The sequence below is a fragment of the Tateyamaria sp. LSS28 genome (assembly GCF_059611725.1).
Window position 1 is genome coordinate 49,653 of the sequence record NZ_JCAPFI010000011.1, and the last position, 24,316, is coordinate 73,968.

The following is a 24,316-nucleotide window of genomic DNA, read 5'->3' on the forward strand; positions in this document are numbered from 1 at the left end:
CACGGGGCGCAGGCCGGTCACTTGCCAAAAGGTACTACATCAAAAGACAAGCGCCCCCGCTGTTGCAGGAGCGCTTGCATGTGAGGTTCAAAGATCAGTTGGCCGAAGCCAGCTGTTCGGGCAAACGGAATGTCCAGAGCATACCACCTTGGTTCAGGTAGTTCACTTTCTTGGCAACCTCACCACCCCAGAGCGGAACCGCACCACCCCAGCCGGAAATGACGGTGACGTATTGCTCGCCATCCTGTTCCCAAGTGATGGGCTGACCCACGATCCCCGAGCCGGTCTGGAAGGACCACAGCTGTTCGCCCGTCTCGTCGTCAAAGGCGATGAACTTGCCCTCGGGCGTGCCGGTGAACACCAGGCCACCTGCTGTCGTCATCACGCCGCCCCACAGGGGTGCATCGTTCTTGAACTCCCACTTCAGCTCGCCGGTGTCGGGGTCGATCGCCTTCAGGCTGCCGATGTGATCATCGTAGTTCGGCTTGATGGTAAAGCCCGAGCCTAGATATGCAGCACCCTTCTTGTAGGTGATCGGTTCGTTCCAGATGTCCATGCCCCATTCGTTCGAAGGTACATAGAAGTTGCCGGTGCGCTGGCTGAACGCCATGGGCATCCAGTTCTTGCCACCGAGGAAGCCCGGGGATGAGAACACCACTTCGCCTTTTTTGCCATCAGCCGAGGCCGCAGGGTCACCGGGGCGGTTTTCTTCGATAAAGATCGGGCGGCCATTTTCATCGATGCCGCTTGCCCATGTGATGTCCTTGACGAAGGGTACCGCACTCACGAAAGCACCATCTTCGCGGTTCAAGACATAGAAGAAGCCGTTCCGGTCAGCGGTGGCATAGCGCATGTTGCCCGCGCGGTCGGTGTAGGATACGACCTCGTTGGTGCCATCATAGTCCCAGCCCTCGCGCGGGGTGGTCTGATAGTGCCACTTGATCTCTCCGGTGGCGGGGTCGATCCCGATGCGCGAGGCAGCATAGAGGTTGTCACCTGCGTTGCCTTCGGTTGGCGTGCCCGCGTTGCGCAGGTGGCTGTTCCATGGCGCAGGGTTGCCGGTGCCAAAGACCAGCGTGTCGGTGTCGGCGTCATAAGAGCCGCCGAGCCATGTGGCGCCGCCGCCGGTCTTCCACATATCGCCGGGCCACGTGGCGTTGAGCGTGCCGGTCATGGTGCTTTCTTCGCCGTTGAGCGTGCCCATGTGGCCTTCGATCACGGGTCGCGTCCAGACGGTCTCGCCGGTTATGGCGTCGCGGGCCTGCACTTCGCCAACAATGCCAAACTCACCGCCCGAATTGCCGGTGATGATCAGCCCGTTCACGATCAGCGGCGCGGCGGTGTAGCTGTATCCAGCCTTGTAGTCCGCAATCTTCTTGTTCCAGACAGTGTCGCCGGTCTTGGCATTCAGCGCCACGATGCGTGCGTCGAGCGTGCCGAAATAGATATTGTCGCCGTAGATGGCCGCACCACGGTTCACCACGTCACAGCAGGGCAGGATACCTTCGGGCAAGCGGGCATCGTACTGCCAGATCTCTTCACCCGTCTTCACGTCGATCGCGTACATACGTGAATAGGACCCGGTGATGTACATGACACCATCATGCACGATGGGTTGCGTCTCTTGACCGCGCTGTTTCTCGCCACCCAGTGAAAAGGCCCATGCAGGGACAAGGTTGTCCACGTTGTCCTTGTTCAGAATGTCGAGCGGAGAGTAACGCTGAAGGTGGCGGCCCATCCCGTTGGTCAGCACGTCGGACGTAGAGGCCGCATCGTTCGCCAGCATCTCTTCGGTCACACCTTCTGCAAATGCTGGCGAGGTCATAAGTACCCCCACAACGGCAGCTGCAATAAATCTGTTCATTTGTTTTCCTCCCAAAACCCGTTGGTGGGCAGTTCTTACAAAGGTGACATGCTGAAACAGGCCGACCTTTGCCCTGCGCCAATTATTTGCGCAAAAGGGGCGCGTAGGTATTGCACAATGGTCGTAAGACCCCAAAGAACTTGACAGATGACGTGCGACTTTGGTCGCGCTGCGACTCAATCAGACAGCTCCTATCCTGCGTGCGGGGGGAATTGTCATGACACTCAGAGCAACGCTTGCGCTTGTCGCCATGGCCTCGACTGCTGCCGCGGAAAGCCAAAGTGTTTACCTTGAATCGCAGGATGGAGATCAGATCAAGATCGCGACAATCACGATTGCCGACGGCGGTGATTACGCCATTGAAATGGAAGATGCGCCGTTCTCAAATCACTTCCTGTCCATGCGACCCTTCCGCTGCCTTGAGGGACCAAAGAAACACTGGTGCCATGTGCCCTACCCCTATGACATCAATCGAAACATCCATGCAGACCTGACCGACCTCGAATATGACTTCCTGTTCCTTTGGAAAGGGGCCACGGAATACGGGATCAATATGTGGAACGGCGTTTACTACAAGCTGGAAGAAGACGACGGTCGCCTGATCGGCACCTTGCACGAGATGGATATGGACCTGCTGTCCGCGCCGCCCGATGCGGGCAACCTTCGGCCCTTGAAGGCGACGGACCTGCATGAAAGCGACCCAGACAGCCACTGGTTACCACGCATGGTCATCGATTGAAGCTGCGGCTTCGGTCGCATTCCAGCGCAGCATCATACTGCTAGGCTTAGGCAATACGGGAGGATTACGTGATGTTTTTCAAAGCACTGACCGGAGCGATGGCCGCAGCTGTCGTCGCCACGGCCGCATTCGCTGAAGACCCGACGCTGCGGGCGTCGGTTCTGAAGTTCGGGACTGTGACCTGGGAACTGAATACGATCAAACATCACGGATTTGATGCGGCACACGGGTTCGATTTGCAGGTGCAGGGCGTTGCTGGTGGATCAGCAGCTAAGGTGGCATTTCAGGGTGGCGAAGCTGATGTGATCGTGTCTGACTGGCTCTGGGTCGCGCGCCAGCGTGCCGCCGGAAAGGACTACCTCTTCATTCCCTATTCCAAGGCCGTCGGCGGCGTCATGGTGCCTGAAGACAGCCCGGCCCAATCATTGTCCGACCTGTCCGGGCGCAAGATCGGCATTGCCGGCGGCCCATTGGACAAAAGCTGGCTAATCCTCCGCGCCTATGCGGAAAAGACATATGGTATCGACCTCAAGGCTGACACCAAACAGGTATTTGCTGCCCCACCCCTGATCTTCAAATCCGCTCTGTCAGGTGAGTTGGATGGGGCCATCAACTTCTGGCATTTTCTGGCTAAGATGGAGGCATCGGGAATGCGAAAACTTGTGGACGTTGCGGATGCGGCGACTGATCTTGGGCTGGATCCCGACACACCTTTGCTGGGCTACGTGGTGAAGGGCGAGATGCTGCGCGACATGCCTGACCTTGTGAAAGGCCTTGCGGCGGCTTCGCGCGATGCGAAGAACCTGTTGGCAACCGATGACGCGGAATGGGACCGTCTGCGCGACAAGATGAACGCCAAAACCGATGCACAATTCGAAGCACTCAAGGCCGGATTCCGCGCGGGTATTCCTGCCCCCGGTCCCGTGGATGAAGACGCTGCTGCGCGCATGCTTGCGCTGATGATCGAGCTGGGCGGCAAGGAGTTGATGGGCGAGGCGCAGGAGTTGCCGGCAGGCACATTCCTGCAATCCGGTAGCTAGTTGGCTTCCTCTTTGCTCGACGTCCGCTTGCAGAGTTTGCGCCATGACGACACCCGTATCCTGCAAGATGTCTCCTTCCAGCTGAGGCGTGGTGAAACACTTGCCCTTGTGGGCCCGTCCGGCATTGGAAAGTCGTCCCTTCTGCGTGTCATCGCCAGCCTTAACACCGAGTTTGAAGGATCATGTGCATTGGACGGAACCTGCGCCATGGTGTTTCAGGAACCGACGCTGTTGCCTTGGCGCACTGTCAGCGACAACATTCGCGTAACGACGGGTGCAACCGCCAAGCAGGTCAACGTAGCGCTTGCGGATGTGGGCCTTGCCGGACGCGGCGAGGACTATCCGGGGCAGCTTTCGCTTGGCCAACAACGCCGTCTGGCCCTTGCACGTGCCTTTGCGGTGAAACCTGATCTGTTGTTGCTGGACGAACCGTTTGTGTCGCTTGACCCGGCATTGGTGGACGAGATGATGGCCCTGTTTGCCCGCTTACGGGCCACGCACAACGTGACAACAATTCTTGTGACCCATGTTGCACAGGAAGCAGAGAAACTGGCGAGTCGCATCGTGACGCTGGGCGGCAACCCCGCGACCATTGTCGGCGATGTTCAGAACGAAGGCGCGTATTTCCAGTTGTCCGCGTCGGGCGTGACCTCGTCCAGATCGTAGTCGGCGCGCTGCAATCTCTGCGCGATCACAAGTCCCTCGCCCGCTGCTTCATCGACAAATTGTCGTCCCAAATCTTCATCTTGCGCAACGCCGTGCCCCCGCATCAGCGCAATGCCATAGTTGAATTTGCCCACAGGATCGCCAAGCTCCGCCGCGCGGCGGTCCCATTCGGCAGCGGCATCTGGATTGTAGTCGCCACCCAACCCGTTGTTGTCCAGCTGACTCATCCAAGTCATGGCACCGGTGTAGCCATCGTTTGCACAGTTCTGGAACAAAGTGCGGGCCGACTGGTGATCTCCGGACTTTGTCAGGGCATAGCCCATGGAACAAATGACCATGCCTGTCTCGCCACGCTCAGCTTCTTCCAGGAAATGCTGCCACGTCATCTCGTCAGGATTGAGTGTGCCAAACTCCTCGGCCAGAACGGTTCCAGCGCAGCAAGTGCAAATGAAGGTAGCGATCACAGAGTGTTTCATGGCCCTTCCATACCATAGTTCCTGTCAGTTCGCGACCGAGCCATTGGTCGGTGCCTAACCGCGCCGCCCAATTCGAGTACGCGCAGGATCATATCCAACCAACGCCGCAGCGGCGAAGACGGTTGCGGCCAATACAGTCCAAGCCAACGCTGCACCGTTCACCTCGACATATAGCGCAAAACGGATCAACTCGACCGCATGCGTAAACGGGTTGAACGCGCAGATGTCGTGCAAAAGCTCTGAACTCTCTGCCATCTTCCACAGCGGGTAGAGGGCCGACGACAGAAAAAACATCGGGAAGATCACGAAGTTCATGACGCCGGCAAAGTTCTCCAGCTGCTTGATGAAGCTGGATAGGAGCAACCCAAGCGCACCCAACATCAATCCCGCCACGATCAGGGCGGGCAATACGGTCAGATACCCCCAAACCGGCATCTTGATGTCAAACGCGGCAGCGATGACAAGGAAAGCATAGACCTGCAGGATCGAAATCGTGGTTGAGCCCAGCAACTTGCAAAAGAGCAACCACCAGCGGGGCAAAGGTGAGGTCAGCAACAGCTTCATCGACCCCATCTCGCGGTCATAGACCAATGACAGTGACGATTGCATGCCGTTGAACAAGAGGATCATGCCGCACAGCCCCGGCACAATGTAGGTCTCGTAGGTGATGTAGGTTTGATAGGGTGGGATGATGCTGAGCCCCAGGGCTGCGCGAAACCCGGCGGCAAACACCAGTAGCCAGACCAACGGGCGTACAAGGGCGGCAACAAAGCGTTCCCGTTGATGGATAAAACGCAAGGCTTCGCGCAGGACAATGGCGCGAAGAGACGTGAGATAGGCTGTCATGCAACCGTTCCAGTCAGCGAAAGGAACCGATCCTGCAGGCTCATATCACCGGCAATGTCTTGGGCTTTGCCGGTCTCCAGAATTCGGGCCTGGTGCAAAATGATCAGATCATCGTTTGGCTGTACCTCATCCGTCAGATGCGTGGCCCACAGGATCGTCTTGCCGTCCTCAGCAAGACCGTGGGCGTAGTCCGTTATCGACGCGCGGGTCGCGGCATCAAGACCGACAGTGGGTTCATCCAGCAGCAAGACACTTGGATCATGCAGCAATGCGCGGGCAATTTCGGTGCGGCGCCTATGCCCGCCGTTCAGGGCGCGCGCCTTCTCCCCTGCCCGCTCGCGCATGTCCAGTTGATCCAGCGCGCTTTCGATCCGGCTTTGGGCCGCACGACCGGAAAGCCCGTGCAGCGCAGCGAAGTAAGACAGGTTCTGTTGCACCGTCAAATCCAGATCAAGTGTGGTTTGCTGGAACACGATACCCAATTGCGCCAACGCGGCGCGCGGTGACTTTCGCAGGTCATGGCCTGCGATTGTGATCTGTCCGTCTGGTGCAACAAATAGACGGGTCAGCAAGTTAAGGAGTGTAGACTTGCCCGCCCCGTTCGGACCGAGCAGTGCACAGAACGTACCAGTGCGCACGCTGAACGAAACGTTGTCCAGCGCGCGCTTGGTGCCGTAGAAATAGCTGAGGTCCTGCGCCTCAAGTCCGTTCATTTAATGGTGATTTCCAACCGCTGTGTTTCGCCCGATGTGCCGGGAATCTTGATGTAGTATGCGCCGGGTTTGATCGCGATGAAACCAATCTCCATCTCACCGGCTTCATCAAACTCGATGCTATCAAGGCCGAGCGGCCGGATTTCCAAGCCTTCAACGACAATCTCGTCAATCCAGATGGCTCGGAAAAACTCCGGTCCGACCAAAGCAAGCTCCTGACTGCCATCACCCTGAATCTCGAACTCGTAATAGGTGCCGGACTTCAATTCCCACGCGCCCTCTGGTGCGATGGGTTCTCCTGCCGACAAGATGATCGGCGGCAGGTCTTCCTTGTTGCTACCGCCCAGCAGGCCCGCGGCGCCAAAGCTGGGGCCGTCATCATCGTTGTCGGCCAGGGCAAGTGTTGGCGCCGCGAGCGCCATCGCGGCGATCAAAGCCAAAGTTTTCATTGGGTTCCTCCCGAAATGTTGTGATTACGACCCCGTGGGGCGGTATGCAGCCCCCCAGGGAAAGCGGCCCACCTTGATGGACTTGATGGCTTCGCGTTTTTCGACGTCGATTACGGTGACGTCGCCTGACACACCGTTGGTGGTGAACAGCATCGACCGATCCTCGTTGAAATCCATGTGCCAGACGCGGCGGCCAACAAGGATATAATCCTCCACTTCGTAGGTTTCGGCATTGACGACTGCCACGTGATTTGACGGCCCAAGCGCCACAAAGGCGTGCGTATCCCCAGCGGTGAATTCAAAGCCCACAGGCTGCACCCGGTCGGGGTGCACGCCTTGCACCTCAAAGCTCATCTTGGCCTTTTCGGTCTGTGTGGCCGTGTCGAAGACGGTTAGCGTGCCGCCAATCTCGGAACTCACCCACATCTCAGCCCCATCCTTGATGAACTCGGCGTGACGTGGGCGACTGTCGACAAGCGTGTTGGCGAACAGCTCTTGTGTGTCAGTGTCGATCCAGTGGGCCATATTGGTGGTTTCGGACGTGGTGATGGCAATCTTCCCATCAGGGGACACGGCCATGCCTTCGGGTTCCACGCCCACATCGATCTGGGCAATCACCTTGCGGGTCTCGACATCAACGACCGTCGTTATCGCGTCATCCTCGTTCGCGATATAGAGGTGCTTGTCATTCGGATGCAGGACGAACTGTTCCGGGTCATCCCCCGAGGGTAGCTCGTGCAGAATCTCGCCCGAGTTAGGGTCCATCACCTGCACCGCATTGCTGTCGGACGCACAGATATAGACGCGACTGTAGTCGCTGTTGAACAGGATGCCACGCGGACGTTCACCCGTTTCATAAGTCTTGATCACTTCAAGTGTATCGGTCGAGATGACAGAAATTGTGTCATCCTTTTCATTCGTCACCCAAATCTCGCCCGCCATCGCGGTCGAGGCCAGAAGAGAGAACATCGCAGTCAATCGGATCATTGGAACGCCTCGCATTTGCTTTCGGGACGGTCGAGCCCCAGGCTATCAAGTTCGTTGGTCTGATGTAGAAACCCCTCAAGCGGGGCCTGCGCCACAAGGGCGCGGGGATGCACGATGGCAATTGGCTGTCGCAACTGTCCGTTCCAGTCGCGGTAAGTCAGCGGTCGTCCTTTGAAGCCCGCCAGTTCAAACTGGTCGGACATGATATAGCCGCGCAGCGTTTCGGGGTCGGACGCGTTGGTACGCGTCATCGCCTCACCCAGCGTGCGCACGGCGGCCCAGGCGGCATAGTCTTGCGCGGTCATCTCACGCGTATGCTCATCCTCAAACCGGGATTGCAGCTGAGCTGCCCCCCATTGTTCGATGACAGGGGACCAGCCCACGGCAGTCAGCCCTTCTGACCCCACGACCGGACGCGCTTGCCACGTATTATACAGCACATACCGCCCGAAATCGTGCACTTCGTCCGCAATGATCAGCGCGTCGTAGTCGCCGAAGTCCTGTGTGAAGAGCGGCACCTCTTGCGATGCGTTGCGACGCATGTCGGCATCAAAGGCCCATTCTTTTTCGCCATTCAGATCAAGACCGAACTTCGTCAGCGACCGACGCACCGCCTCGGCATAGCTGAGGTCAGAAGCATGCGTACCTGTGATCATCACCAGGTCATCCCAACGTTTTTTGACCAGTACTTGTGCCAGCGCATCCGTACGCATCGCATCGGACGCCAGTGTGTGCAGCAGATTACCCCGGCATTCCACGTCGCGGAGGGCCAGATCACCGGCAGATGTGTTGAACAATACTGCCCCTTCCGCCTCGGCCAGATCGGCAATGGCGATGATGTCTTCGGGTCCCGCATCGATCACAAGGTAGGGAGAGGCTAACAGCAGGTCGCGCGCGGCGGCCAGCGGGTCTTGGTCCTCAAACACTTCGGTCACGGTCAGCTCGTATTTCTGACCCAGGAATTTTCCCGTTGTCAGGTTATCAGCAAGACCCGTTTGCGCGCCTGCAAGCCCGTTATTCTCTGGAATCGGATCAAGGTTCGACAGGGTCGGCGGCGCTGGCTGTTCGACGCGCAGATACCCGATGTTCAGTGTCATCTCCGCAGATGCTGGCGCGGCGAGGACACCCCCGACGAGCGCACCTATCACAAGGTGTTTCACGACAATTCCTCCCATGGTTGCTAGGCTACCGTGGCGGGCAAAGCGACTGGTATAGGACCATGGTCTTACTCCTTTCGACGCACAACCAAAGTCCAATACCGCGCATCCTTTTGGTGGCGTAGGACAAAGGCAATGAGGAGCATTCGTGTCAGGGAGGCATGTGATGAAAAGCACAACCCAAAAACAGTTTCTTATGGCCAGCGCACTGACGGCTATCGCAACGCTTGCCGTTGCCCACGGCGACGTCGCACCGCAGGCGGTGGACACCACTGGCCTGCCCATGATTGAAGGCGAGTGGCTGACCGAAAATCCCTATCGCGCCGACAAGGTGGGTGAGGAAACCTGGCTGCGCGCCGTTGAAATCGGCGCGTCAGGTTACAACCAGAACTGCGCACGGTGCCATGGGCTTGAAGTTGTTTCAGGTGGCTTGGCACCCGATCTGCGGTTCCTTGAAGCCGAAGAATACGGCGATGAATGGTATGTCGAACGCTTCGTTGAAGGCTACACCCAGAACGGCATCACCAAGATGCCGGCCTTTGGTGAGCTTTTGGGCCAGGAGGCTGCATGGGCTATCCGCACTTACATCGAAGCCCGCCCCGATGACGTGGCGATCGAAGAAGTTGCAGACGAACTAAAAACACTCCGCGACGAACTGGCTGGCTACACCAGCGACGCCAGCGGCGCAGATGCTGACGCACTCAAGGCACGGCTGGGTGAAATCGCAGGTGAAATCCCGACCCTGTCAGGCGCTCCTGTGGCCGACAGCGTCGCCTTCCGTGCTGCGAACCTGATCGACGGGACACCGGGCGCTTACAAGTCGGCTTCCGAGGCCTTGACCATCGGATTGTCTGCCGCAAACTGACGGTATGACAATTCGAAACACGATCTTCTCCCTGGTGGTTATGGGTCTGTCCTGGACGGGGCAGGCCCATGCTGCTGATCCATGTGCAGATTATGTGCCCCAGCCCAAGCCCCAGAATGTCGGTCGCGACATCGTGGGCAAGGAAATGGACGAGATCCAGGACCAAGGCCACATGCTCTTCGCCGTCTACGAAGACTACCCACCTTATTCCTGGGAAGAAGGCGGAGAGCCAAAGGGCGTCGATATCGAGATTGCGCGCATCATCGCCAAGGATTTGGGGGTCGAAGCGCGGTTCAATTTTGTTGATGCGGGGGAAAACCTTGACGCCGATCTACGAAACAACATCTGGCGAGGTGCACTGATCGGGGGCCGGATCGCCAACGTGATGATGCGGATCCCTTATGACAGCGCCTTCAAATGCCGTGTTGAACAGGTGGTATTCACCGGACAATACGCAGGCGAAAGCATCGCCATCGCCTATGACAAGGCAACCTACCCCGAAGATAAACCCGTCCCCGCCTATTTCCGCTTCGACACTGTTGGGGTCGAGAACGACTCGATCTCGGACTTCTACCTGTCTGGATTTGTGGGCGGTCAACTTCAGGGCAACATCCGCCGCTTCCCCACCACAAGCGCTGCCATGGCCGCGCTGAACGCGGGCGAGGTGAAGGCGGTGATGGGGCCCTTGGGTGAGCTTGAGCATGGGTTGACTGACAGCACGGATGTGCATCAGCCACCTCTGGCCGGGTTTGCCGTCAGTCAGTGGACGCTGGGTGTGGCGGTAAATTTTCGCTACCGTCCGCTGTCCTACGCGGTTGATGACGCCATCAATTATGCACTTCAGGACGGCCGGATTTCTGCCATCTACGAGAAGTATGGACTGACGCACCAAACCCCCGAACGGTAAGAGCGACTTTGGTCGTACACACTTGGTCGAATAGTGTCCCGTCCCCCTGCGCCATAGGCTCCGCAGGAAGTAGAAGGGGTACTCTCATGAATCTCAGCGATTCACGTGTCATTGATGCCGAACGCGATCTGGTCTGGGCGGCCATCCTTGATCCCGAAGTGTTGAAACTCTGCGTCCCGGGCTGTCAGGAAATGACAGGCACCCCTGAAGAAGGTTTCACTGCCACGGTTGTGCAAAAAGTTGGCCCGGTCAAAGCAACGTTCAAAGGGGCCGTAACCCTCTCTGACATGCAACCCCCCGAAAGCGTCACCATCGCGGGCGAGGGCAAAGGCGGGGCTGCAGGCTTTGCCAAGGGCGGCGCCAATGTGCGGCTGGAAGCGAAGGGGGCGCAAACAGTCCTGCACTACGAGGTCGAAGCAAAGGTTGGCGGCAAACTGGCGCAATTGGGCAGCCGCATCATCGACGGCTTCGCCAAGAAGATGGCAGACCAGTTCTTTACGAATTTTCAGGATCACGTGGGCGCATCACCCACCGAAGAAACAGACCCCGAGGCGTCGGAAGACACGCCCAAGAAGGGATGGCTCAAGCGCTTGGTCACCTAAGCGCACCAAACACAACGAGATGTTCTAAGGGAGGACAGGATGACAAAGGTAACCATGACGGTGAACGGAAAGGCCGTCTCGGGCGACGTGGAAGGACGCACATTGCTGTCGTCCTTTCTGCGCGAGGATCAGGGCCTGACCGGTACCCATATCGGCTGCGATACGTCTCAATGCGGGGCCTGCGTGGTGCACGTGGATGGGCAGGCCGTGAAATCCTGCACAATGCTGGCCGCCGAAGCAGACGGCGCAACGGTCGACACGATCGAAGGTCAGGCGAACGCCGATGGCTCGCTGAACGTGATCCAGCAGGCGTTTCAAGATCACCATGGTCTGCAATGCGGGTTTTGTACTCCGGGGATGGTGATGTCGGCAGCGGCACTGCTCAAGGACAACCCAAAGCCGTCCGAGCACGAGGTGCGCGAATACCTCGAAGGCAACATTTGCCGCTGCACCGGGTACCACAACATCGTCAAAGCGATCATGGCCGCGTCCGGTCAGGATGTGCCCGCTCTGGCCGCCGAATAAGGGAGAGACCAATATGCCCAAAGATACAGGGATTGGCGCCGCCACCGTGCGCCGCGAAGACGTCCGCTTCCTGACCGGAACCGGCGAATACACGGATGATATTCAACTGGCGAAACAGACCTATGCGGTCTTTGCCCGATCGACCGTGGCACATGGCACGATCAACTCCATCGACACCTCAGCCGCCGAGGCCATGCCCGGCGTGCTGGCCGTGTTCACCGGCGAGGATTTCGTCGAGGTGGGCGGCAACCCCGCTGGCTGGCTGATCAACTCGCGCGACGGCGAGCCGATGAAGGAACCCAAACGCCCCGTTCTGGCCCATGGCAAAGTCCGCCATGTCGGTGACGCCTATGCCGCCGTGATCGCGGAAACCATTGAACAGGCCCGCGACGCGGTCGAAGCCATCGAGGCAGATATCGACGAACTGCCCGCTGTCGTGGACATGAACGACGCGCTTTCAGGTTCCAATTTCGTCCACGATGAAATCGGCACCAACCAGTGCTTTGACTGGGGCTGGATCGAGGACAACCGCGAGGCGACGGACAACGCGATCAAGAACGCGCATCACGTCACCACGCTGGAACTGGTGAACAACCGTCTTGTGCCCAACGCGATGGAGCCGCGCGCGTCCATCGGCAGCTATAAGGCCAGCACGGGTGAGTACACTCTGCACACCACGTCGCAGAATCCTCACCTGACGCGGCTGCTGATCTCGGCCTTTGTCCTTGGCATCCCCGAGAACATGCTGACCGTCATTGCGCCCGACGTGGGCGGTGGTTTTGGGTCGAAGATTTATCACTATGGTGAAGAAGCTCTTGTGCTGGCTGCAGCCAAGAAGCTGGGGCGCCCGATAAAATGGACGGCAGACCGGACCGAAAGCTTCCTGACCGACGCCCATGGCCGCGACCACGTTACCAAGATCGAACTCGCGCTGGACGCGGATGGCAAATTCCTCGCCTTCCGCACCGACACCAAGGCAAACGTAGGCGCATACCTGTCGAACTTCTCGACCGCGACGCCGACCTTCCTGCATGGCACGCTGATGGCCGGGAACTACACGGTGCCGCTGGTCTATGTGAACGTGAAGGCAGTCTTCACCAACACCGCGCCCGTCGATGCCTATCGCGGTGCAGGTCGGCCCGAGGCCACCTACTCCATAGAACGGGTCATCGACAAAGCCGCGCGCGAGCTAGGCATGGATCCCATCGAGCTGCGCCGCAAGAACTTCGTGAAGCCCGACCAGTACCCGTTCGCGTCAGCTGCAGGTCTGGAATACGACTCGGGCAATTACGACGCTCTCATGGATAAGATGGAAGAAGTCGCGGACGTGGCGGGGTTCGAAACCCGGCGTAAGGCAAGCGAAGCCAAGGGCCTGCTGCGCGGCTTCGGCGTGAACGCCTATATCGAGGCGTGCGGAATCGCTCCCTCGAACCTCGTCGGTGTGCTGGGCTCTCGCGTGGGTCTCTACGACGCAGCCACAGTGAGGGTGAACGCCACCGGCAACCTGAGCGTCATGGTCGGCGCGCACAGCCACGGGCAAGGGCACGAAACGGCCTTCCCCCAAGTGGTGGCCGAGATGCTGGGGATCGACCCCGGCGTGATCGACATCGTACATGGCGACACGTCCAAGATCCCCTTCGGCATGGGCACCTACGGCTCACGCTCGCTGGCGGTCTGTGGCTCTGCCGTGGTCCGCGCGACCGAAAAAATCATCAACAAGGCCAAGAAGATCGCCGGCCACATGCTGGAAGCATCCGAGCACGACATCACGTTGTCTGACGGCGTGTTCTCAGTCTCTGGCACGGACAAGTCGGTGACCTTTGGCGAGGTCGCGCTGAAGGCGTATATCCCCCACGAATACCCGCTCGAAGACATTGAACCGGGACTGGAGGAAACGGCCTTCTACGACCCTGCGAACTTCACCTACCCCTCGGGCGCCTATGCCTGTGAGGTTGAGGTAGACCCCGAAACGGGCAAGGTACGCGTGGACCGGATGACCGCCGTTGACGATTTCGGCAACATCATCAACCCGATGATCGTGACCGGCCAAGTCCATGGCGGTCTGGCGCAAGGGATAGGTCAGGCACTGGTCGAAAACACAACCTACGACGAAAACGGCCAGCTGCTCAGCGCGTCCTACATGGATTACACCATGCCCCGCGCCGACGACATGCCGATGTTCGCCGTCGACCACAGCAAGGGCACGCCCTGCACACACAACCCGCTTGGTGTGAAAGGCTGCGGTGAGGCCGGAGCGATTGGTTCTCCGCCCACAGTCGTGAACGCAGTGATCGACGCCCTGCAATCAGGCGGCAAGAACGTCACCCATATCGACATGCCCGTCTCGCCCGCCCGCGTGTGGGACGCCATGCAGAACGCTGAGTAAAGGAGGCTTCAGATGTATGATTTCGACGTTGAAAAACCGGGCACGATTGCCGAAGCCGCCACAGCGATGGGGGTCGAGGATGCGCAAGCACTGGGCGGGGGGCAGACACTGATCCCCACGCTGAAACAGCGCCTGGCCAGCCCATCAAAACTGGTGTCCTTGTCCAGCGTGACCGAGATGCGGGGCATAGCCAAAGAAGGTGATAGCCTGCGCATTGGTGGGGCCACCACACACGCCACCGTCGCAGCGGATGGCAGCTATCCAGCCCTGTCGGCTCTGGCCTCGAATATCGGCGATCCAGCGGTGCGTAATCGCGGCACCATCGGTGGATCGCTGGCCAACAACGACCCCGCGGCCTGTTATCCGGCGGCTGCGCTGGCGTCAGGGGCAACCATTGTTACCAACTCGCGCGAGATCGCGGCAGATGACTACTTTCAGGGCATGTTCGACACAGCCTTGGACGAAGGTGAAATCATCACCGCCGTCAAGTTCCCAATCCCCCAAGCAGCCAACTACCAGAAGTTCGTCCAGCCCGCGTCGCGCTTTGCCTTGGTCGGTGTGTTTGTCGCCAAATTGGCAGACGGGGTGCGCGTGGCGGTGACGGGTGCTTCAAACGAGGGCGTGTTCCGTTGGACTGAAGCCGAAGGCGCATTGAGCACCGACTTCTCTGCATCTGCGCTCGACGGTCTGAGCGTGTCACCTGACAACATGATCACCGATCTGCACGGCTCGGCGACCTATCGGGCGCATCTGGTCAAGGTGATGACCGGCCGCGCGGTGACCGCCGCAAGCTGATCCACAGCTATTCAAAAGACGAAGGGCGGGGATCATCCCCGCCCTTTTCGTTTGTGTCGTCAAAGTGTGATCAAGTCTCCCCCCGGATCAATCAAGGTGATCCTGTGAACCCCCTTCGCCCCACGCACCCGTTCCGCCAATTCCAGATCACCCAACGCCAAACCGGTCGACAGCGCGTCGGCCATGGTTGCCGTCTCAGCCTCGACCGACACAGTTGACCAACGTGGGGTCTGTACGGCGTGTACGATGTGGCCGCTCAGTCCCACCGGCGTCGCCATGGGGCTTGATGTTGCAACTGCCATGTTTTCGATTGTTCGCATCGCCAGCCGACCATGGACAGGGTCGGTAAGCCCCAGCCGCCAAGGGCCGCCCGACCCACGATGTTCCCCAATGTTGACCAACGTCCGCTCAAAGCCGCGATCGCGCAGCATGTCCGACACCAAATCCGTCGCGAACCCTTGCGCAATGCCGTTGAAAGTCAGCGCCTGCCCGGCCCCAAGCTGCACCCTGTTGCCGCGCATCGTCACACGATCCCAACCGACAAAACGACGCGCACCCGCAACGTTCCCACCCTCTGCCAGAGCCTGCCAAAGCGGCTGAACGGTCGGATCGAACAACCCGTCGGTCAGGTGGTGCGCCTGATCCGCGATCCGCATCAGGGTTTCGAAACGCGCCGGCACATTCCGCATACCCTTCCCGTTCAGCAACACAAGGTCTGACCCGGGATCATAGAGCGAGAACAGCCCCTCAACCTCCGCTATCAACGCCTGTACGTGCCGCAGGGCCGGGCCAGACTCATTGGAGGGCCCCCGCAGTTCAATCGACACCTCTGCGCCAAAGGCGTGTCCTGTCCAACCGGTGCGCTGCGCAATCGCTGGCGTGGCAGCGAAACTGGCCGCAATAGCTAGAAAACGACGACGCTTCATCATTCTGCGGCCACCTGCAATTTGCGTCCCTTCGCCGCCAGGATCAGCGGCACACACTGGCTCTCATCGTCATGGATCGTCACGCAGTCCAGACACTGGAAGCATTCGGAGTACTGGATTTCGCCCGTCTTCTTGATCGCGCCGTAGCTGCACTTGACCTTGCAAAGCTGGCATGGCGACCCGCATTCGGCCCGCCGCGCAATCCAGTCGCGTCCCCGCACCAAACCACCAATCGCCATGACAGCCCCCAGCGGGCACAGATACCGGCAAAACCCCTTGAACAGCACCATGGAAAGAACCAGGAGGCCAACCGCATAGGCGACATAGTACCACTCACGCACAAAAAACGTGGTGATGGCTGTCTTGAACGGCTCCACTTCGATGGCCTTGTCCAATGCCGCTGGTACCGTGAATAACAACATCACGAGTGACGCAAGCACGACGTATTTCAGATTCTTCAACTGGTTATCCCAGTACGCATTCGGCTCAATCTGTGGCAAATGCAGAAACCGCCCCAGATGATGCGCGAACTCTTGCAGCGCGCCAAAGGGACAGAGCCAGCCACAGAACAACCCCCTGCCCCACAGCACAAAGCCAACAATGGTCACCCCCCAGATCACAAGGGAAAACGGATCATACAGAAGAAACGCATAGCTTCCCCCGTCCAGCGCAGTCCGGGCAACGGCCAAGGGCGTGGCAATGGAAAGCTGGCCCTGCCCCCACCAGCCGATGAAACCGGTGACAAAGACCAGAATGGCCAGCCGAAGCGGCGTGAACCATGGATGTGCAGCCAGCCGGTTCGTCCCCAAAAGGAGCAAAACGACGAGGCCGGCCAGAAACACCCCAAGCACAATCAGATCAACGGCCCGGTTGCGCAACGCATCGACCCAGGGTGGCGCAGGTTTCACGATCTCAGGCCGGGCATAGAACCGCTCGGGCGTCACGTGCGGCACGTCCAGTGTCACCGACCCGATCTCAGGTTGGAACGACCCGTGCTCGCGCAATGCCTTGACCTTCAGCACCCAATCAGAGGTCGGGTCAAAGCCCAAACGCCGGTCCGTGCGCAGGATCAAAGCGGCCCCGTCATAGACGGCATTGTGCAAGTCATTGGGCAGCGCATCATTCAGCTCCACGTAGATGTCACTGTCACGAAAAGCGATGGGAAAGCCGCCCTGCTCTGCACTGATCAGATTGGGGGCCGTGTTGCGCACAAACTCGTCCGTTACCAACCCGTGCCGCGCGGCCTCGATCACCAGCACAGGTTCGTCCGTGTCGGCAATCTCCATGAAGCCCTGCAATTCTTCAAAGCTGCTATTGCTCAAGACTGCTTCGGCAATCGACGGCGCGCCAATGTCGACAACCCAAAGGTCCAAGTAAGCGCCATCAGGATCATCCTTGGCCTCTGGGTCATCATCCTCCCAAAGCGTGCCTTCGAATGCGACATCCATCTCGGCGTTTGTGACCACCTTACGGGTCACTATTCCTTCGGTGATCAAGTCTTCCCACGTCAGATCTTCGCTGTATTCGGTGTTCGGGTAAGCCGGCGGCCCCGTCGAAATCCCGCCCATCTTTTCACGTGCCACCTGCAAGGCAGCCGCCAGGATGCTCTCGTGCGCAATACGAACCGATGCGGTCCCTTTGGTCACACCATCCAGATAGACCAGCGCCGACCCCTCGCTGCCCGCACCGTATGGCGATCCGACCACCAGCGTGTCCGAAATCGAATGCCCCCGGTACTGCTTGAAGAAGTCATAAAACAGCTTTTCCGGCAGGCCAGAAACAAAGATCGGTTCGTTGTGCGAAATCAACTGCACATCCAGAAAGCGACCGTCCAGATCAAGCACGACAAGCAGGTTGATCGCAGCCCCGGAGAAGCCGGGCAAAGGTGCCATCGGCTCCGTCTCGAACACGTAACCAGCTTCGGCCCCACCCGAATTCAAAAGCTGCCAAACCCCCTGTTCATTGATCTGATCACCCAAGGACATGGGCGGCACGATATAGGGGGCGATCACGTCGCGGCTCAGCGGTTCGGCAACGGTCAGAATCGTGGCCATACACCACAGAATGGCAGACAGCAGCAAAGAGGTTATGGGCTTGATCACTGACATCCCGGGCAGCCTATGACGGCTGATGCCGCGACCCTATGCGACTAAGGTATGACCGCAGCCCAAATAACTTTGGGCACGATCATATTTGTGACAGGCTCGGCCCATGACCGACACCCGCTTCGACGCCAAAACGCTCGTGCTATCGCTGCTGGCCATGCTGGCCCTGTGGTGGGCAGCGGCATGGGTTGGAAGTGACCCCAGCGTTCTGCCCGCACCCAACCAGGTATGGGGCATCTTCACGGACGAATTGGCCCGAGGAGAGTTGCAGCTCCACTTCACCGCAACGCTTTTGCGCGTTGCAGCAGCCTTCTCGCTCGCCATGGGGTTCGGCTGCGCCATCGGCTTTTTCATGGGCGTGAACACCACCATCAATCGCTGGTTTTCCCCATGGCTGGTCGTACTTCTCAATGTCCCTGCTCTGGTGGTCATTGTACTGTGCTACCTCTGGATCGGCCTGAACGAGGTGGCCGCAATCACCGCCGTTGCCTTGAACAAAACGGCCATGGTGGCCGTATCAATCCGCGAAGGGGTACAAGCACTGGACCCCAAGCTGCGCGACATGGCGCGCGTGTTCCGCATGAGCCGCGGCGCCCAACTGCGGCACGTCATTGTCCCGCAGCTTTGGCCCTATATTGCCAGTTCCATCCGCAACGGCCTCGCCATCATCTGGAAGATCGTGCTTGTGGTCGAGTTTCTGGGGCGCAGCAACGGGATTGGCTTCCAAATCCATCTCTATTTCCAACTGTTCGAAACCGGCTACGTGCTGGCTTACGCGCTCAGCTTCGTGGCCTTCATGCTGCTTTTGGAATTCACCCTGCTCCGCATGATGGAGGAGCGCGCAACGCGGTGGCGACAATCGGCACCCGGCTAGAACAGCAGCTTGCAACCAAGAGTACGGGTCATAGCTGCAACCAGTTCATCCACGGTTTCGGTGTTCACATACTCCCCACCGGTCTGCGTGGCGAGGCACTTGGCCCCACTGACCGACGTCTGGTAATCTGTCTGCCCCTGACTTTCCCAACCAAAATGCTCACCCCTGACCTTAAAGCCGATCACATGGACGGTCAGGCCCGTGCCCATCAGCTGATTGGCCAGCGCACAGGTCTGCCCGCCACAGGTTTCACGACCATCGGTGACCAGAACCACAGTCCCGGGCTGGGTCGGTGACCCAAGCGTTTCAGCCGCCATAGTCACTGCTTCGGTCAACGCCGTCCTGCCTTCGGGCTCCAGAGTGTCTACCGCGGCTATCACGGCGTCGGCAGCATCTGCGCGAGGGCCGAACCGCAGGTCGACACCGGAACACTCACCGGCACCACCCGCCCCGCCGGGACCGTAGATGATCAGGCCAATCCGCCGAAACGGCGCCACCTGCGGCATAGCCGTGCGCACCGCGCGACGGGCTTCAAAAATTCGGGGCTCATTGATCTGGTTAAAGCCCATCTCGGCCATGGACCCGGAGCCATCAAACACAATCATCGCATCTTCGGTACAGTCCGCATGGGCCGCACTGGACATCAGCACGGCAGCGATACCCGCTGCCGCAATAGCTCTTTGACTTTTTCGTCGCATGGTCCCTCCTACCGACGAAATACGAACTCCGGCGCTTCAACCTCTTGCACCTCTTCAGTCAACAGCGCGTTCAACGCCGTGCGTCCGGGCGATTTTCGACACACCGGATCGGGCGCCGACGCATCACCTAGCACCGCCATCGCCTGACAACGGCAGCCACCAAAATCGATGTCCCGCCGTTCGCATCCCTGACACAGCTCAGGCAGCCAGTCCGTCCCGCGATAGGCATTGAAAGCTGCGCCATCGTACCAGATGTCGTGCAGCTTCCGTTCAGTCACAGTGTCGAACTGTAAATGCGGTATCGTTTCTGCCGCGTGGCAGGGCAAAACGGTTCCATTTGGGGTGACGTTCAACCCAGTCGAACCCCAGCCATTCATGCACGCTTTTGGGAAATCCGAATAGTAATCGGGCGGCACAAAATCGATCACCAATCGGCCCCGCAATGCCTCCACCGCCCGCGCAACGGTTTTCTTGGCGGCGTCCACCTGCGCCCGGCTCGGCTGCAAGGCGGCACGATTGACCAACGCCCAGCCCTGAAACTGAACGCAGGCAATCTCGATCCGTCGCGCGCCCAAGCGCAGCGCCATGTCAATCGTCGCAGGCAGATCATCTAGGTTCTCGCGATGCATCACCGCATTCAGGGTCAAGGGAAAGCCGATATCCGAGATCACCTCGGCCACATGCATCTTGCGGTCAAACCCACCTTTGTACCCGCCGATCCGGTCCGCCATGGCTGCGGTCACGCCCTGCAAAGATAGCTGCACGTGGTCCAATCCAGCCTCGTCCAACGCCTGCAAGCGGCGTTCGGTCAACCCGATGCCGGACGTAATGAGGTTGGTGTACAATCCTGCCTCACGCGCGGCGGCAACCAGTTCAACCAGATCGCGCCGCGAGGCTGGTTCACCCCCCGACAAGTGTAACTGCAATACGCCCAGCTTTGCCGCCTGATTGAAGGTGTCCGCCCATGCCTCGGTACTCAGCTCCGTTTCCTTCGCAAGCAACTCGGTCGGGTTCGAACAATAGGGACAGGCCAGCGGACAGCGATGCGTCAGCTCGGCCAGCATCGCCATGGGGGGATCAACGCGGATGGACATGCACCATCCCCTTGTCCCGCAAATCCACGACAAACGCGATGACATCCGGCGCGATCACGTCCACCGGCGCGTCATAAATCGCCGACAAATCGGCCGAGATCTGATCAAGGCTCGCCGCCCCGTCCAGACGATCCAGCACCGCTGTCCCAACCTGGTCCAACACCAGAACCCGCTCCGGTCCCAAAAGCACATCAACCTTGCGCACCGCATCAAACTGCGTGCGCACACCGCGCGGCAAAAAGGGTACGTCGGCCCCGGTCATGACGCCAGCCCCTCACCCGGTTGCCACCCTCCGGGCGGAATGCGCCTCGGTTCAACATAGGCCGACCAGAGCGCGTCCAGCTGTGCCCACAGCACTTCGGTCTTGAAGGTCAGGGCGCGCACAGCCGCATCCTGATCCGCCTTCGTGACTGCATGGCCCATCACCCACTGCAGACCAAAGGCCACATCCTTCGGTGCTTCGGTCAGCCGGTTCTGGAAATAGGACAGCGTTTCGCTATTCGCGAAGTCATAGTGCTCCAAAAGCCCAGCAATCCGGTTCTTGTGGATGGCTGGAGCGAACAGTTCGGTAAGCGAAGAAGCCACGGCAGGCAGCAGCGGTTCATCCCGCACAAAGCGCACATAGGCATCCACGGCAAAGCGGGTGGCGGGCAATATCCCCACCTCGGACGCGACATAGTCGGGGTCCAACCCCACGCCCTCGGCCAACTTCAGCCACCGCGCAATGCCCCCTTCACCGGGCGCAGAGCCATCATGATCTTCGATCCGCGACCGCCACGCCCGACGCAGGTTGGGATCGGACACGCGCGACATGAATGCTGCATCCTTCATCGGGATGCGTGTCTGGTAGTAGTAACGATTGATGACCCACGCGCGCACCTGATCCGGTGTGCACCCACCGGAATGCAGCAAGTGGTGAAACGGATGCTTGTCGTGATACTGCGCATCCCCAACAGCACGCAGCCGCGCCTCGAACACCTCCGGGCTGTCGGGTTGATCTGTCATAATGTGACCTCCATCCCGTCAAAGGCAATCTCCCATCCCTTGCCCAAAACCTCGGCACGCTCGGCGCTGTCAGGTTGCAGAAGCGGGTTGGTGTTGTTGATGTGAATGAACACTTTGCGCCCGCCCACCTCTGACAGGCGGGTAAGGCTGCCCAGCTCACCGTTCAACGGCACGTGGCCCATCCGGGCCCCCGTCTTTTCTCCAGTTCCGGTCCGTTGCATGTCGTCATTGTTCCATACAGTGCCGTCAAACAGCAGCAGGTCCACCCCGCCAAGACGATCGATCAGCCAATCAGGGATCGCCGCGCATCCGGGGATGTAAGCGACACGCGCCGACCCGCTGTCCAACAACAGTCCGACGGTTTGCTCGCCAACTTCTTCGAGATTGAGCGTGTCCCCTTCGAGGAACAACGCTACCTTCCCCGGCACGGCAAAGGGCGTCACTGTCAATCCGGGCAAGGGTTCAAAGGGCACCTCAAGCGACACAGCGTGCTGCGCCACAAGGTCCGGGTCCAACACCCCAAAGACCGAATTGCTGCGCAGGATGTCGAGCCCTGAAGAGGTCGCGTAGACATCAAATGCCGTCTTCTCCCGCAAGGTCAAAAGCCCGGCGATATGGTCGATATCGCCATTCGTCAGCACCACCGAGGAAATCGGTGACCCGCGCAACGCAGGCGGGTGCATCTGCGGGCACGCATCCACCTGTGCACGGATATCCGGCGACGCATTCAGAACGACCCAAGACTGCCCATCCAGCGACACAGCGACAGAAGATTGGGTCATGCGCGGGATCACCCCCACACGGGCATCAGTGCAATTGCGGCAGCCACAATTCCATTGGGGCAGCCCCCCTCCGGCGGCTGCCCCAAGAACAATCAGCCTCATGTAATGAAAGTGGCTTAGATTACGTCGCGCTCAGCGCCACGATCATCGTCTTCGCCCGGGCCATACATGTTGATTTCCATGCCGCACTTCACTTCGCGTGCCTTGGGTTTTGTCCATGCCATTGCGCATTCCTCCTCTATTGCCTGGATACGATAGCGTCCTGCTAACTAGCTATATATGCGACTTTAGCCCTACGTCGCGGTCGGCACGGATCACGATTGCTCAATCGGTCAGCCCGACCAAGCAGCCATCTTTCGGTCGATCGTCTTACGCGACACGCCAAGACGGCGCGCGGCCTCTGCCCGGTTGCCGCCACACAGGTCCAGCATCCGCAGGATGTGGCGCTGCACCACAAGGTCCAGATTCTCGATGGCCTGCGCGCCGGTGACACTGCCCCCACCCGAAAACTCCTCGGGGAGCGCGCCCAAAATGACCGAGCGTTCGATAAGGTTGCGCAATTCCCGCACATTGCCGGGCCAGCTATAGCGGCGCAGTTTAAGCAGCGTTTCCTCATCCAGATCCAGCGAGGGCATGGCCAGGGACGCAGAAAACTGCTCCATGAAATGGGCTGCCAGTTCCACAATATCCTCCATCCGATCCTTGAGTGGCGGCATGTGGATCTTGACCACGTGGATGCGATGATAAAGGTCCGCCCGAAACCGGCCCGCCTCTACAGCAGCCTCGATGTCGTCATTGGTGGCAAAAAGAAAGCGCACGTTCAGCCGGATTTCGCGCTCCGCCCCGACCGGACGCACCTTCTTGTCTTCCAATACACGCAGCAGCGCAGCCTGCACCGTTTCAGGCATCTGCGCGATCTCATCGAGCAACAGCGTGCCACCATCGGCGAGCAGCAGCAGCCCTGGTTTCAAACGGTCCTCCGCCTCAACCACACCGAACAGCTCCTCTGCAAAGCGATCAGGCTGGATCGTTGCGCAGTTCACAGGGACAAAGGGCGCATCCGCCCGATCCGACAGGTCGTGCAAATGGCGGGCAGCCATTTCCTTGCCCGTGCCACTGGCCCCGGTGAACAGCACAGGTGTCGGCAAGGGTGCCAGCCGCGACAGTATCGCGCGCACGTCTTCCATCGGTTCGGAGTTGCCCAGCAACTTGCCATGCCCGTTGCCGCTGGAAAGCTCGCGGCGCAGCAGGGTGTTGTCGCGCTGCAGATACTTGCGATCCAGCGTGCGGGCCACGGCGCTCAGGATCTGGTTGGCGCGGAAGGGTTTCAACACGAAGTCGCTGACGCCCGCACGCAACGCCGCGATGGCAGTCTCAAGATCGGCATAGGCCGTGATCAGGATCGCGTCAGCAAACAAGCCCTTGCGCTTTTGCTCGGTCATCCAGTCCAGCCCAGTGCCGCCCGGCATCAGGTTGTCGATGATCACCAGATCATATTGCGCCTCATCCAGTGCCTTGGTTGCCTGCGCAGGCGACCCCACAGCGTCCACACGCTTTACCCGCGTTTCAAGCGTCTTGGTCAGGAAATGGCGCATCCCCGGCTCATCATCGATCACCAGGATAGAGGCACCGGCCAAAGACGTGCCATAGATGTCCGGTGTGGATTTGTGGGGCGCGTTCATGAGATCAGTCCAACCTCACGGCATCGCCTGAACCACGGGTCTCGGATGAAAAACCCAATTCTTGCAGCGCGAAATACGAGCCCACGGAAATCACGATCAATGCGGCAAAGCCCAGCATCATGGCTTTCATGGT

Annotated in this window: 27 protein-coding genes; 10 read left to right on the forward strand and 17 right to left on the reverse strand. The window is 59.3% G+C overall.

All coding sequences use genetic code 11. The features are described 5' to 3' along the window. Nucleotides 1-94: 94 nt before the first annotated feature. Complete coding sequence (locus AC53L6_RS23050; protein ID WP_299606514.1) at nt 95-1,864, reverse strand: PQQ-dependent methanol/ethanol family dehydrogenase; 1,770 nt, start codon at nt 1,862-1,864, stop codon at nt 95-97. 217 nt (nt 1,865-2,081) lie between these two features. Here AC53L6_RS23050 and AC53L6_RS23055 point away from each other — a divergent pair, with 217 nt between their 5' ends. The 3 genes from AC53L6_RS23055 to AC53L6_RS23065 all read left to right on the forward strand — a co-directional run bounded on the left by AC53L6_RS23055 (nt 2,082) and on the right by AC53L6_RS23065 (nt 4,309). Continuing rightward, nucleotides 2,082-2,603 carry a hypothetical protein gene (locus AC53L6_RS23055; protein WP_496909537.1) on the forward strand — a complete coding sequence of 174 codons (522 nt, stop codon included), beginning with the start codon at nt 2,082-2,084 and terminating at the stop codon, nt 2,601-2,603. Between the two features lie 71 nt (nt 2,604-2,674). After that, a complete protein-coding gene (locus AC53L6_RS23060) occupies nt 2,675-3,643 on the forward strand; it encodes an ABC transporter substrate-binding protein (protein WP_496909538.1) in 969 nt (322 codons plus the stop codon). Continuing rightward, nucleotides 3,644-4,309: an ABC transporter ATP-binding protein gene (locus tag AC53L6_RS23065; protein WP_496909539.1), complete on the forward strand. Its 666-nt coding sequence runs from the start codon at nt 3,644-3,646 to the stop codon at nt 4,307-4,309. Here AC53L6_RS23065 and AC53L6_RS23070 read toward each other — a convergent pair. From AC53L6_RS23070 to AC53L6_RS23095, 6 genes are read right to left on the reverse strand one after another with little or no spacing between them, the layout of a single operon-like run. Then, on the reverse strand, nt 4,249-4,785 hold the full coding sequence (locus AC53L6_RS23070; protein WP_496909540.1) for a tetratricopeptide repeat protein: 537 nt from the start codon (nt 4,783-4,785) through the stop codon (nt 4,249-4,251). The two genes, AC53L6_RS23065 and AC53L6_RS23070, sit on opposite strands and share 61 nt — an antisense overlap. A gap of 54 nt (nt 4,786-4,839) precedes the next feature. Continuing rightward, on the reverse strand, nt 4,840-5,631 hold the full coding sequence (locus AC53L6_RS23075) for an ABC transporter permease (RefSeq protein WP_496909541.1): 792 nt from the start codon (nt 5,629-5,631) through the stop codon (nt 4,840-4,842). Further along, nucleotides 5,628-6,344, reverse strand: coding sequence for an ABC transporter ATP-binding protein (locus AC53L6_RS23080; protein ID WP_496909542.1), 717 nt, complete (start codon nt 6,342-6,344; stop codon nt 5,628-5,630). Before AC53L6_RS23080 ends, AC53L6_RS23075 begins: the two co-directional genes overlap by 4 nt. Beyond that, entirely contained in the window at nt 6,341-6,793 is a 453-nt protein-coding gene (locus AC53L6_RS23085) for a hypothetical protein (protein ID WP_299210062.1), read from the reverse strand. Before AC53L6_RS23085 ends, AC53L6_RS23080 begins: the two co-directional genes overlap by 4 nt. Nucleotides 6,794-6,817: 24 nt before the next feature. After that, nucleotides 6,818-7,780, reverse strand: coding sequence for a YVTN family beta-propeller repeat protein (locus AC53L6_RS23090; RefSeq protein WP_299606530.1), 963 nt, complete (start codon nt 7,778-7,780; stop codon nt 6,818-6,820). Beyond that, complete coding sequence (locus tag AC53L6_RS23095) at nt 7,777-8,940, reverse strand: ABC transporter substrate-binding protein (RefSeq protein ID WP_496909543.1); 1,164 nt, start codon at nt 8,938-8,940, stop codon at nt 7,777-7,779. Before AC53L6_RS23095 ends, AC53L6_RS23090 begins: the two co-directional genes overlap by 4 nt. A gap of 163 nt (nt 8,941-9,103) precedes the next feature. Here AC53L6_RS23095 and pedF point away from each other — a divergent pair, with 163 nt between their 5' ends. From pedF to AC53L6_RS23125, 6 genes are all read left to right on the forward strand, one after another. Next, entirely contained in the window at nt 9,104-9,802 is a 699-nt protein-coding gene (gene pedF / locus AC53L6_RS23100) for a cytochrome c-550 PedF (protein WP_496909544.1), read from the forward strand. A gap of 4 nt (nt 9,803-9,806) precedes the next feature. Then, nucleotides 9,807-10,709, forward strand: a complete 903-nt coding sequence (locus AC53L6_RS23105) for a substrate-binding periplasmic protein (RefSeq protein WP_496909545.1) — start codon at nt 9,807-9,809, stop codon at nt 10,707-10,709. An 86-nt stretch (nt 10,710-10,795) separates the two neighbouring features. Next, nucleotides 10,796-11,311: an SRPBCC family protein gene (locus tag AC53L6_RS23110; protein WP_496909546.1), complete on the forward strand. Its 516-nt coding sequence runs from the start codon at nt 10,796-10,798 to the stop codon at nt 11,309-11,311. 39 nt (nt 11,312-11,350) lie between these two features. Next, nucleotides 11,351-11,836, forward strand: a complete 486-nt coding sequence (locus AC53L6_RS23115) for a (2Fe-2S)-binding protein (protein ID WP_496909547.1) — start codon at nt 11,351-11,353, stop codon at nt 11,834-11,836. A gap of 13 nt (nt 11,837-11,849) precedes the next feature. Beyond that, on the forward strand, nt 11,850-14,222 hold the full coding sequence (locus AC53L6_RS23120; RefSeq protein ID WP_496909548.1) for a xanthine dehydrogenase family protein molybdopterin-binding subunit: 2,373 nt from the start codon (nt 11,850-11,852) through the stop codon (nt 14,220-14,222). 12 nt (nt 14,223-14,234) lie between these two features. Then, nucleotides 14,235-15,017 carry an FAD binding domain-containing protein gene (locus AC53L6_RS23125; RefSeq protein ID WP_496909549.1) on the forward strand — a complete coding sequence of 261 codons (783 nt, stop codon included), beginning with the start codon at nt 14,235-14,237 and terminating at the stop codon, nt 15,015-15,017. Nucleotides 15,018-15,076: 59 nt separating this feature from the next. Here the strand turns inward: AC53L6_RS23125 and AC53L6_RS23130 are convergent, their stop codons facing one another. Further along, nucleotides 15,077-15,946: an FAD:protein FMN transferase gene (locus AC53L6_RS23130; protein WP_299750659.1), complete on the reverse strand. Its 870-nt coding sequence runs from the start codon at nt 15,944-15,946 to the stop codon at nt 15,077-15,079. Next, on the reverse strand, nt 15,943-17,997 hold the full coding sequence (locus AC53L6_RS23135) for a 4Fe-4S binding protein (RefSeq protein ID WP_496909550.1): 2,055 nt from the start codon (nt 17,995-17,997) through the stop codon (nt 15,943-15,945). The genes AC53L6_RS23130 and AC53L6_RS23135 overlap by 4 nt, the downstream gene beginning before the upstream one ends. Nucleotides 17,998-18,154: 157 nt before the next feature. Here AC53L6_RS23135 and AC53L6_RS23140 point away from each other — a divergent pair, with 157 nt between their 5' ends. Beyond that, nucleotides 18,155-18,922, forward strand: coding sequence for an ABC transporter permease (locus AC53L6_RS23140; protein WP_496909551.1), 768 nt, complete (start codon nt 18,155-18,157; stop codon nt 18,920-18,922). Here AC53L6_RS23140 and AC53L6_RS23145 read toward each other — a convergent pair. From AC53L6_RS23145 to AC53L6_RS23180, 8 genes are all read right to left on the reverse strand, one after another. Beyond that, nucleotides 18,919-19,620 carry a vWA domain-containing protein gene (locus AC53L6_RS23145; protein ID WP_472729413.1) on the reverse strand — a complete coding sequence of 234 codons (702 nt, stop codon included), beginning with the start codon at nt 19,618-19,620 and terminating at the stop codon, nt 18,919-18,921. The genes AC53L6_RS23140 and AC53L6_RS23145 overlap by 4 nt on opposite strands. 8 nt (nt 19,621-19,628) lie before the next feature. Then, the gene (gene pqqE / locus AC53L6_RS23150; protein ID WP_496909559.1) at nt 19,629-20,708 is read right to left on the reverse strand and encodes a pyrroloquinoline quinone biosynthesis protein PqqE; all 1,080 of its coding nucleotides are present in this window, start codon (nt 20,706-20,708) and stop codon (nt 19,629-19,631) included. Next, nucleotides 20,698-20,976 carry a pyrroloquinoline quinone biosynthesis peptide chaperone PqqD gene (gene pqqD, locus AC53L6_RS23155; RefSeq protein WP_496909552.1) on the reverse strand — a complete coding sequence of 93 codons (279 nt, stop codon included), beginning with the start codon at nt 20,974-20,976 and terminating at the stop codon, nt 20,698-20,700. The genes pqqE and pqqD overlap by 11 nt, the downstream gene beginning before the upstream one ends. Then, entirely contained in the window at nt 20,973-21,719 is a 747-nt protein-coding gene (gene pqqC / locus AC53L6_RS23160; RefSeq protein ID WP_496909553.1) for a pyrroloquinoline-quinone synthase PqqC, read from the reverse strand. The genes pqqD and pqqC overlap by 4 nt, the downstream gene beginning before the upstream one ends. Continuing rightward, a complete protein-coding gene (gene pqqB / locus AC53L6_RS23165; RefSeq protein ID WP_496909554.1) occupies nt 21,716-22,603 on the reverse strand; it encodes a pyrroloquinoline quinone biosynthesis protein PqqB in 888 nt (295 codons plus the stop codon). Before pqqB ends, pqqC begins: the two co-directional genes overlap by 4 nt. A 14-nt stretch (nt 22,604-22,617) precedes the next feature. After that, complete coding sequence (pqqA, locus tag AC53L6_RS23170) at nt 22,618-22,725, reverse strand: pyrroloquinoline quinone precursor peptide PqqA (RefSeq protein ID WP_076630733.1); 108 nt, start codon at nt 22,723-22,725, stop codon at nt 22,618-22,620. A gap of 108 nt (nt 22,726-22,833) precedes the next feature. Continuing rightward, nucleotides 22,834-24,183, reverse strand: coding sequence for a sigma-54-dependent transcriptional regulator (locus tag AC53L6_RS23175; RefSeq protein WP_496909555.1), 1,350 nt, complete (start codon nt 24,181-24,183; stop codon nt 22,834-22,836). A 4-nt stretch (nt 24,184-24,187) separates the two neighbouring features. Next, entirely contained in the window at nt 24,188-24,313 is a 126-nt protein-coding gene (locus tag AC53L6_RS23180; RefSeq protein WP_299210100.1) for a hypothetical protein, read from the reverse strand. Nucleotides 24,314-24,316 lie beyond the last annotated feature (3 nt).

Bases quoted from the DNA above. Each gene is read 5' to 3' on its own strand.
- AC53L6_RS23050 (WP_299606514.1), bottom strand. From the start codon at position 1,864: ATGAACAGATTTATTGCAGCTGCCGTTGTGGGGGTACTTATGACCTCG.
- AC53L6_RS23055 (WP_496909537.1), top strand. From the start codon at position 2,082: ATGACACTCAGAGCAACGCTTGCGCTTGTCGCCATGGCCTCGACTGCT.
- AC53L6_RS23060 (WP_496909538.1), top strand. From the start codon at position 2,675: ATGTTTTTCAAAGCACTGACCGGAGCGATGGCCGCAGCTGTCGTCGCC.
- AC53L6_RS23070 (WP_496909540.1), bottom strand. From the start codon at position 4,785: ATGAAACACTCTGTGATCGCTACCTTCATTTGCACTTGCTGCGCTGGA.
- AC53L6_RS23075 (WP_496909541.1), bottom strand. From the start codon at position 5,631: ATGACAGCCTATCTCACGTCTCTTCGCGCCATTGTCCTGCGCGAAGCC.
- AC53L6_RS23080 (WP_496909542.1), bottom strand. From the start codon at position 6,344: ATGAACGGACTTGAGGCGCAGGACCTCAGCTATTTCTACGGCACCAAG.
- AC53L6_RS23085 (WP_299210062.1), bottom strand. From the start codon at position 6,793: ATGAAAACTTTGGCTTTGATCGCCGCGATGGCGCTCGCGGCGCCAACA.
- AC53L6_RS23090 (WP_299606530.1), bottom strand. From the start codon at position 7,780: ATGATCCGATTGACTGCGATGTTCTCTCTTCTGGCCTCGACCGCGATG.
- pedF (WP_496909544.1), top strand. From the start codon at position 9,104: ATGAAAAGCACAACCCAAAAACAGTTTCTTATGGCCAGCGCACTGACG.
- AC53L6_RS23105 (WP_496909545.1), top strand. From the start codon at position 9,807: ATGACAATTCGAAACACGATCTTCTCCCTGGTGGTTATGGGTCTGTCC.
- AC53L6_RS23110 (WP_496909546.1), top strand. From the start codon at position 10,796: ATGAATCTCAGCGATTCACGTGTCATTGATGCCGAACGCGATCTGGTC.
- AC53L6_RS23115 (WP_496909547.1), top strand. From the start codon at position 11,351: ATGACAAAGGTAACCATGACGGTGAACGGAAAGGCCGTCTCGGGCGAC.
- AC53L6_RS23120 (WP_496909548.1), top strand. From the start codon at position 11,850: ATGCCCAAAGATACAGGGATTGGCGCCGCCACCGTGCGCCGCGAAGAC.
- AC53L6_RS23125 (WP_496909549.1), top strand. From the start codon at position 14,235: ATGTATGATTTCGACGTTGAAAAACCGGGCACGATTGCCGAAGCCGCC.
- AC53L6_RS23130 (WP_299750659.1), bottom strand. From the start codon at position 15,946: ATGATGAAGCGTCGTCGTTTTCTAGCTATTGCGGCCAGTTTCGCTGCC.
- AC53L6_RS23135 (WP_496909550.1), bottom strand. From the start codon at position 17,997: ATGGCCACGATTCTGACCGTTGCCGAACCGCTGAGCCGCGACGTGATC.
- AC53L6_RS23140 (WP_496909551.1), top strand. From the start codon at position 18,155: ATGACCGACACCCGCTTCGACGCCAAAACGCTCGTGCTATCGCTGCTG.
- AC53L6_RS23145 (WP_472729413.1), bottom strand. From the start codon at position 19,620: ATGCGACGAAAAAGTCAAAGAGCTATTGCGGCAGCGGGTATCGCTGCC.
- pqqD (WP_496909552.1), bottom strand. From the start codon at position 20,976: ATGACCGGGGCCGACGTACCCTTTTTGCCGCGCGGTGTGCGCACGCAG.
- pqqC (WP_496909553.1), bottom strand. From the start codon at position 21,719: ATGACAGATCAACCCGACAGCCCGGAGGTGTTCGAGGCGCGGCTGCGT.
- pqqB (WP_496909554.1), bottom strand. From the start codon at position 22,603: ATGAGGCTGATTGTTCTTGGGGCAGCCGCCGGAGGGGGGCTGCCCCAA.
- pqqA (WP_076630733.1), bottom strand. From the start codon at position 22,725: ATGGCATGGACAAAACCCAAGGCACGCGAAGTGAAGTGCGGCATGGAA.
- AC53L6_RS23175 (WP_496909555.1), bottom strand. From the start codon at position 24,183: ATGAACGCGCCCCACAAATCCACACCGGACATCTATGGCACGTCTTTG.
- AC53L6_RS23180 (WP_299210100.1), bottom strand. From the start codon at position 24,313: ATGAAAGCCATGATGCTGGGCTTTGCCGCATTGATCGTGATTTCCGTG.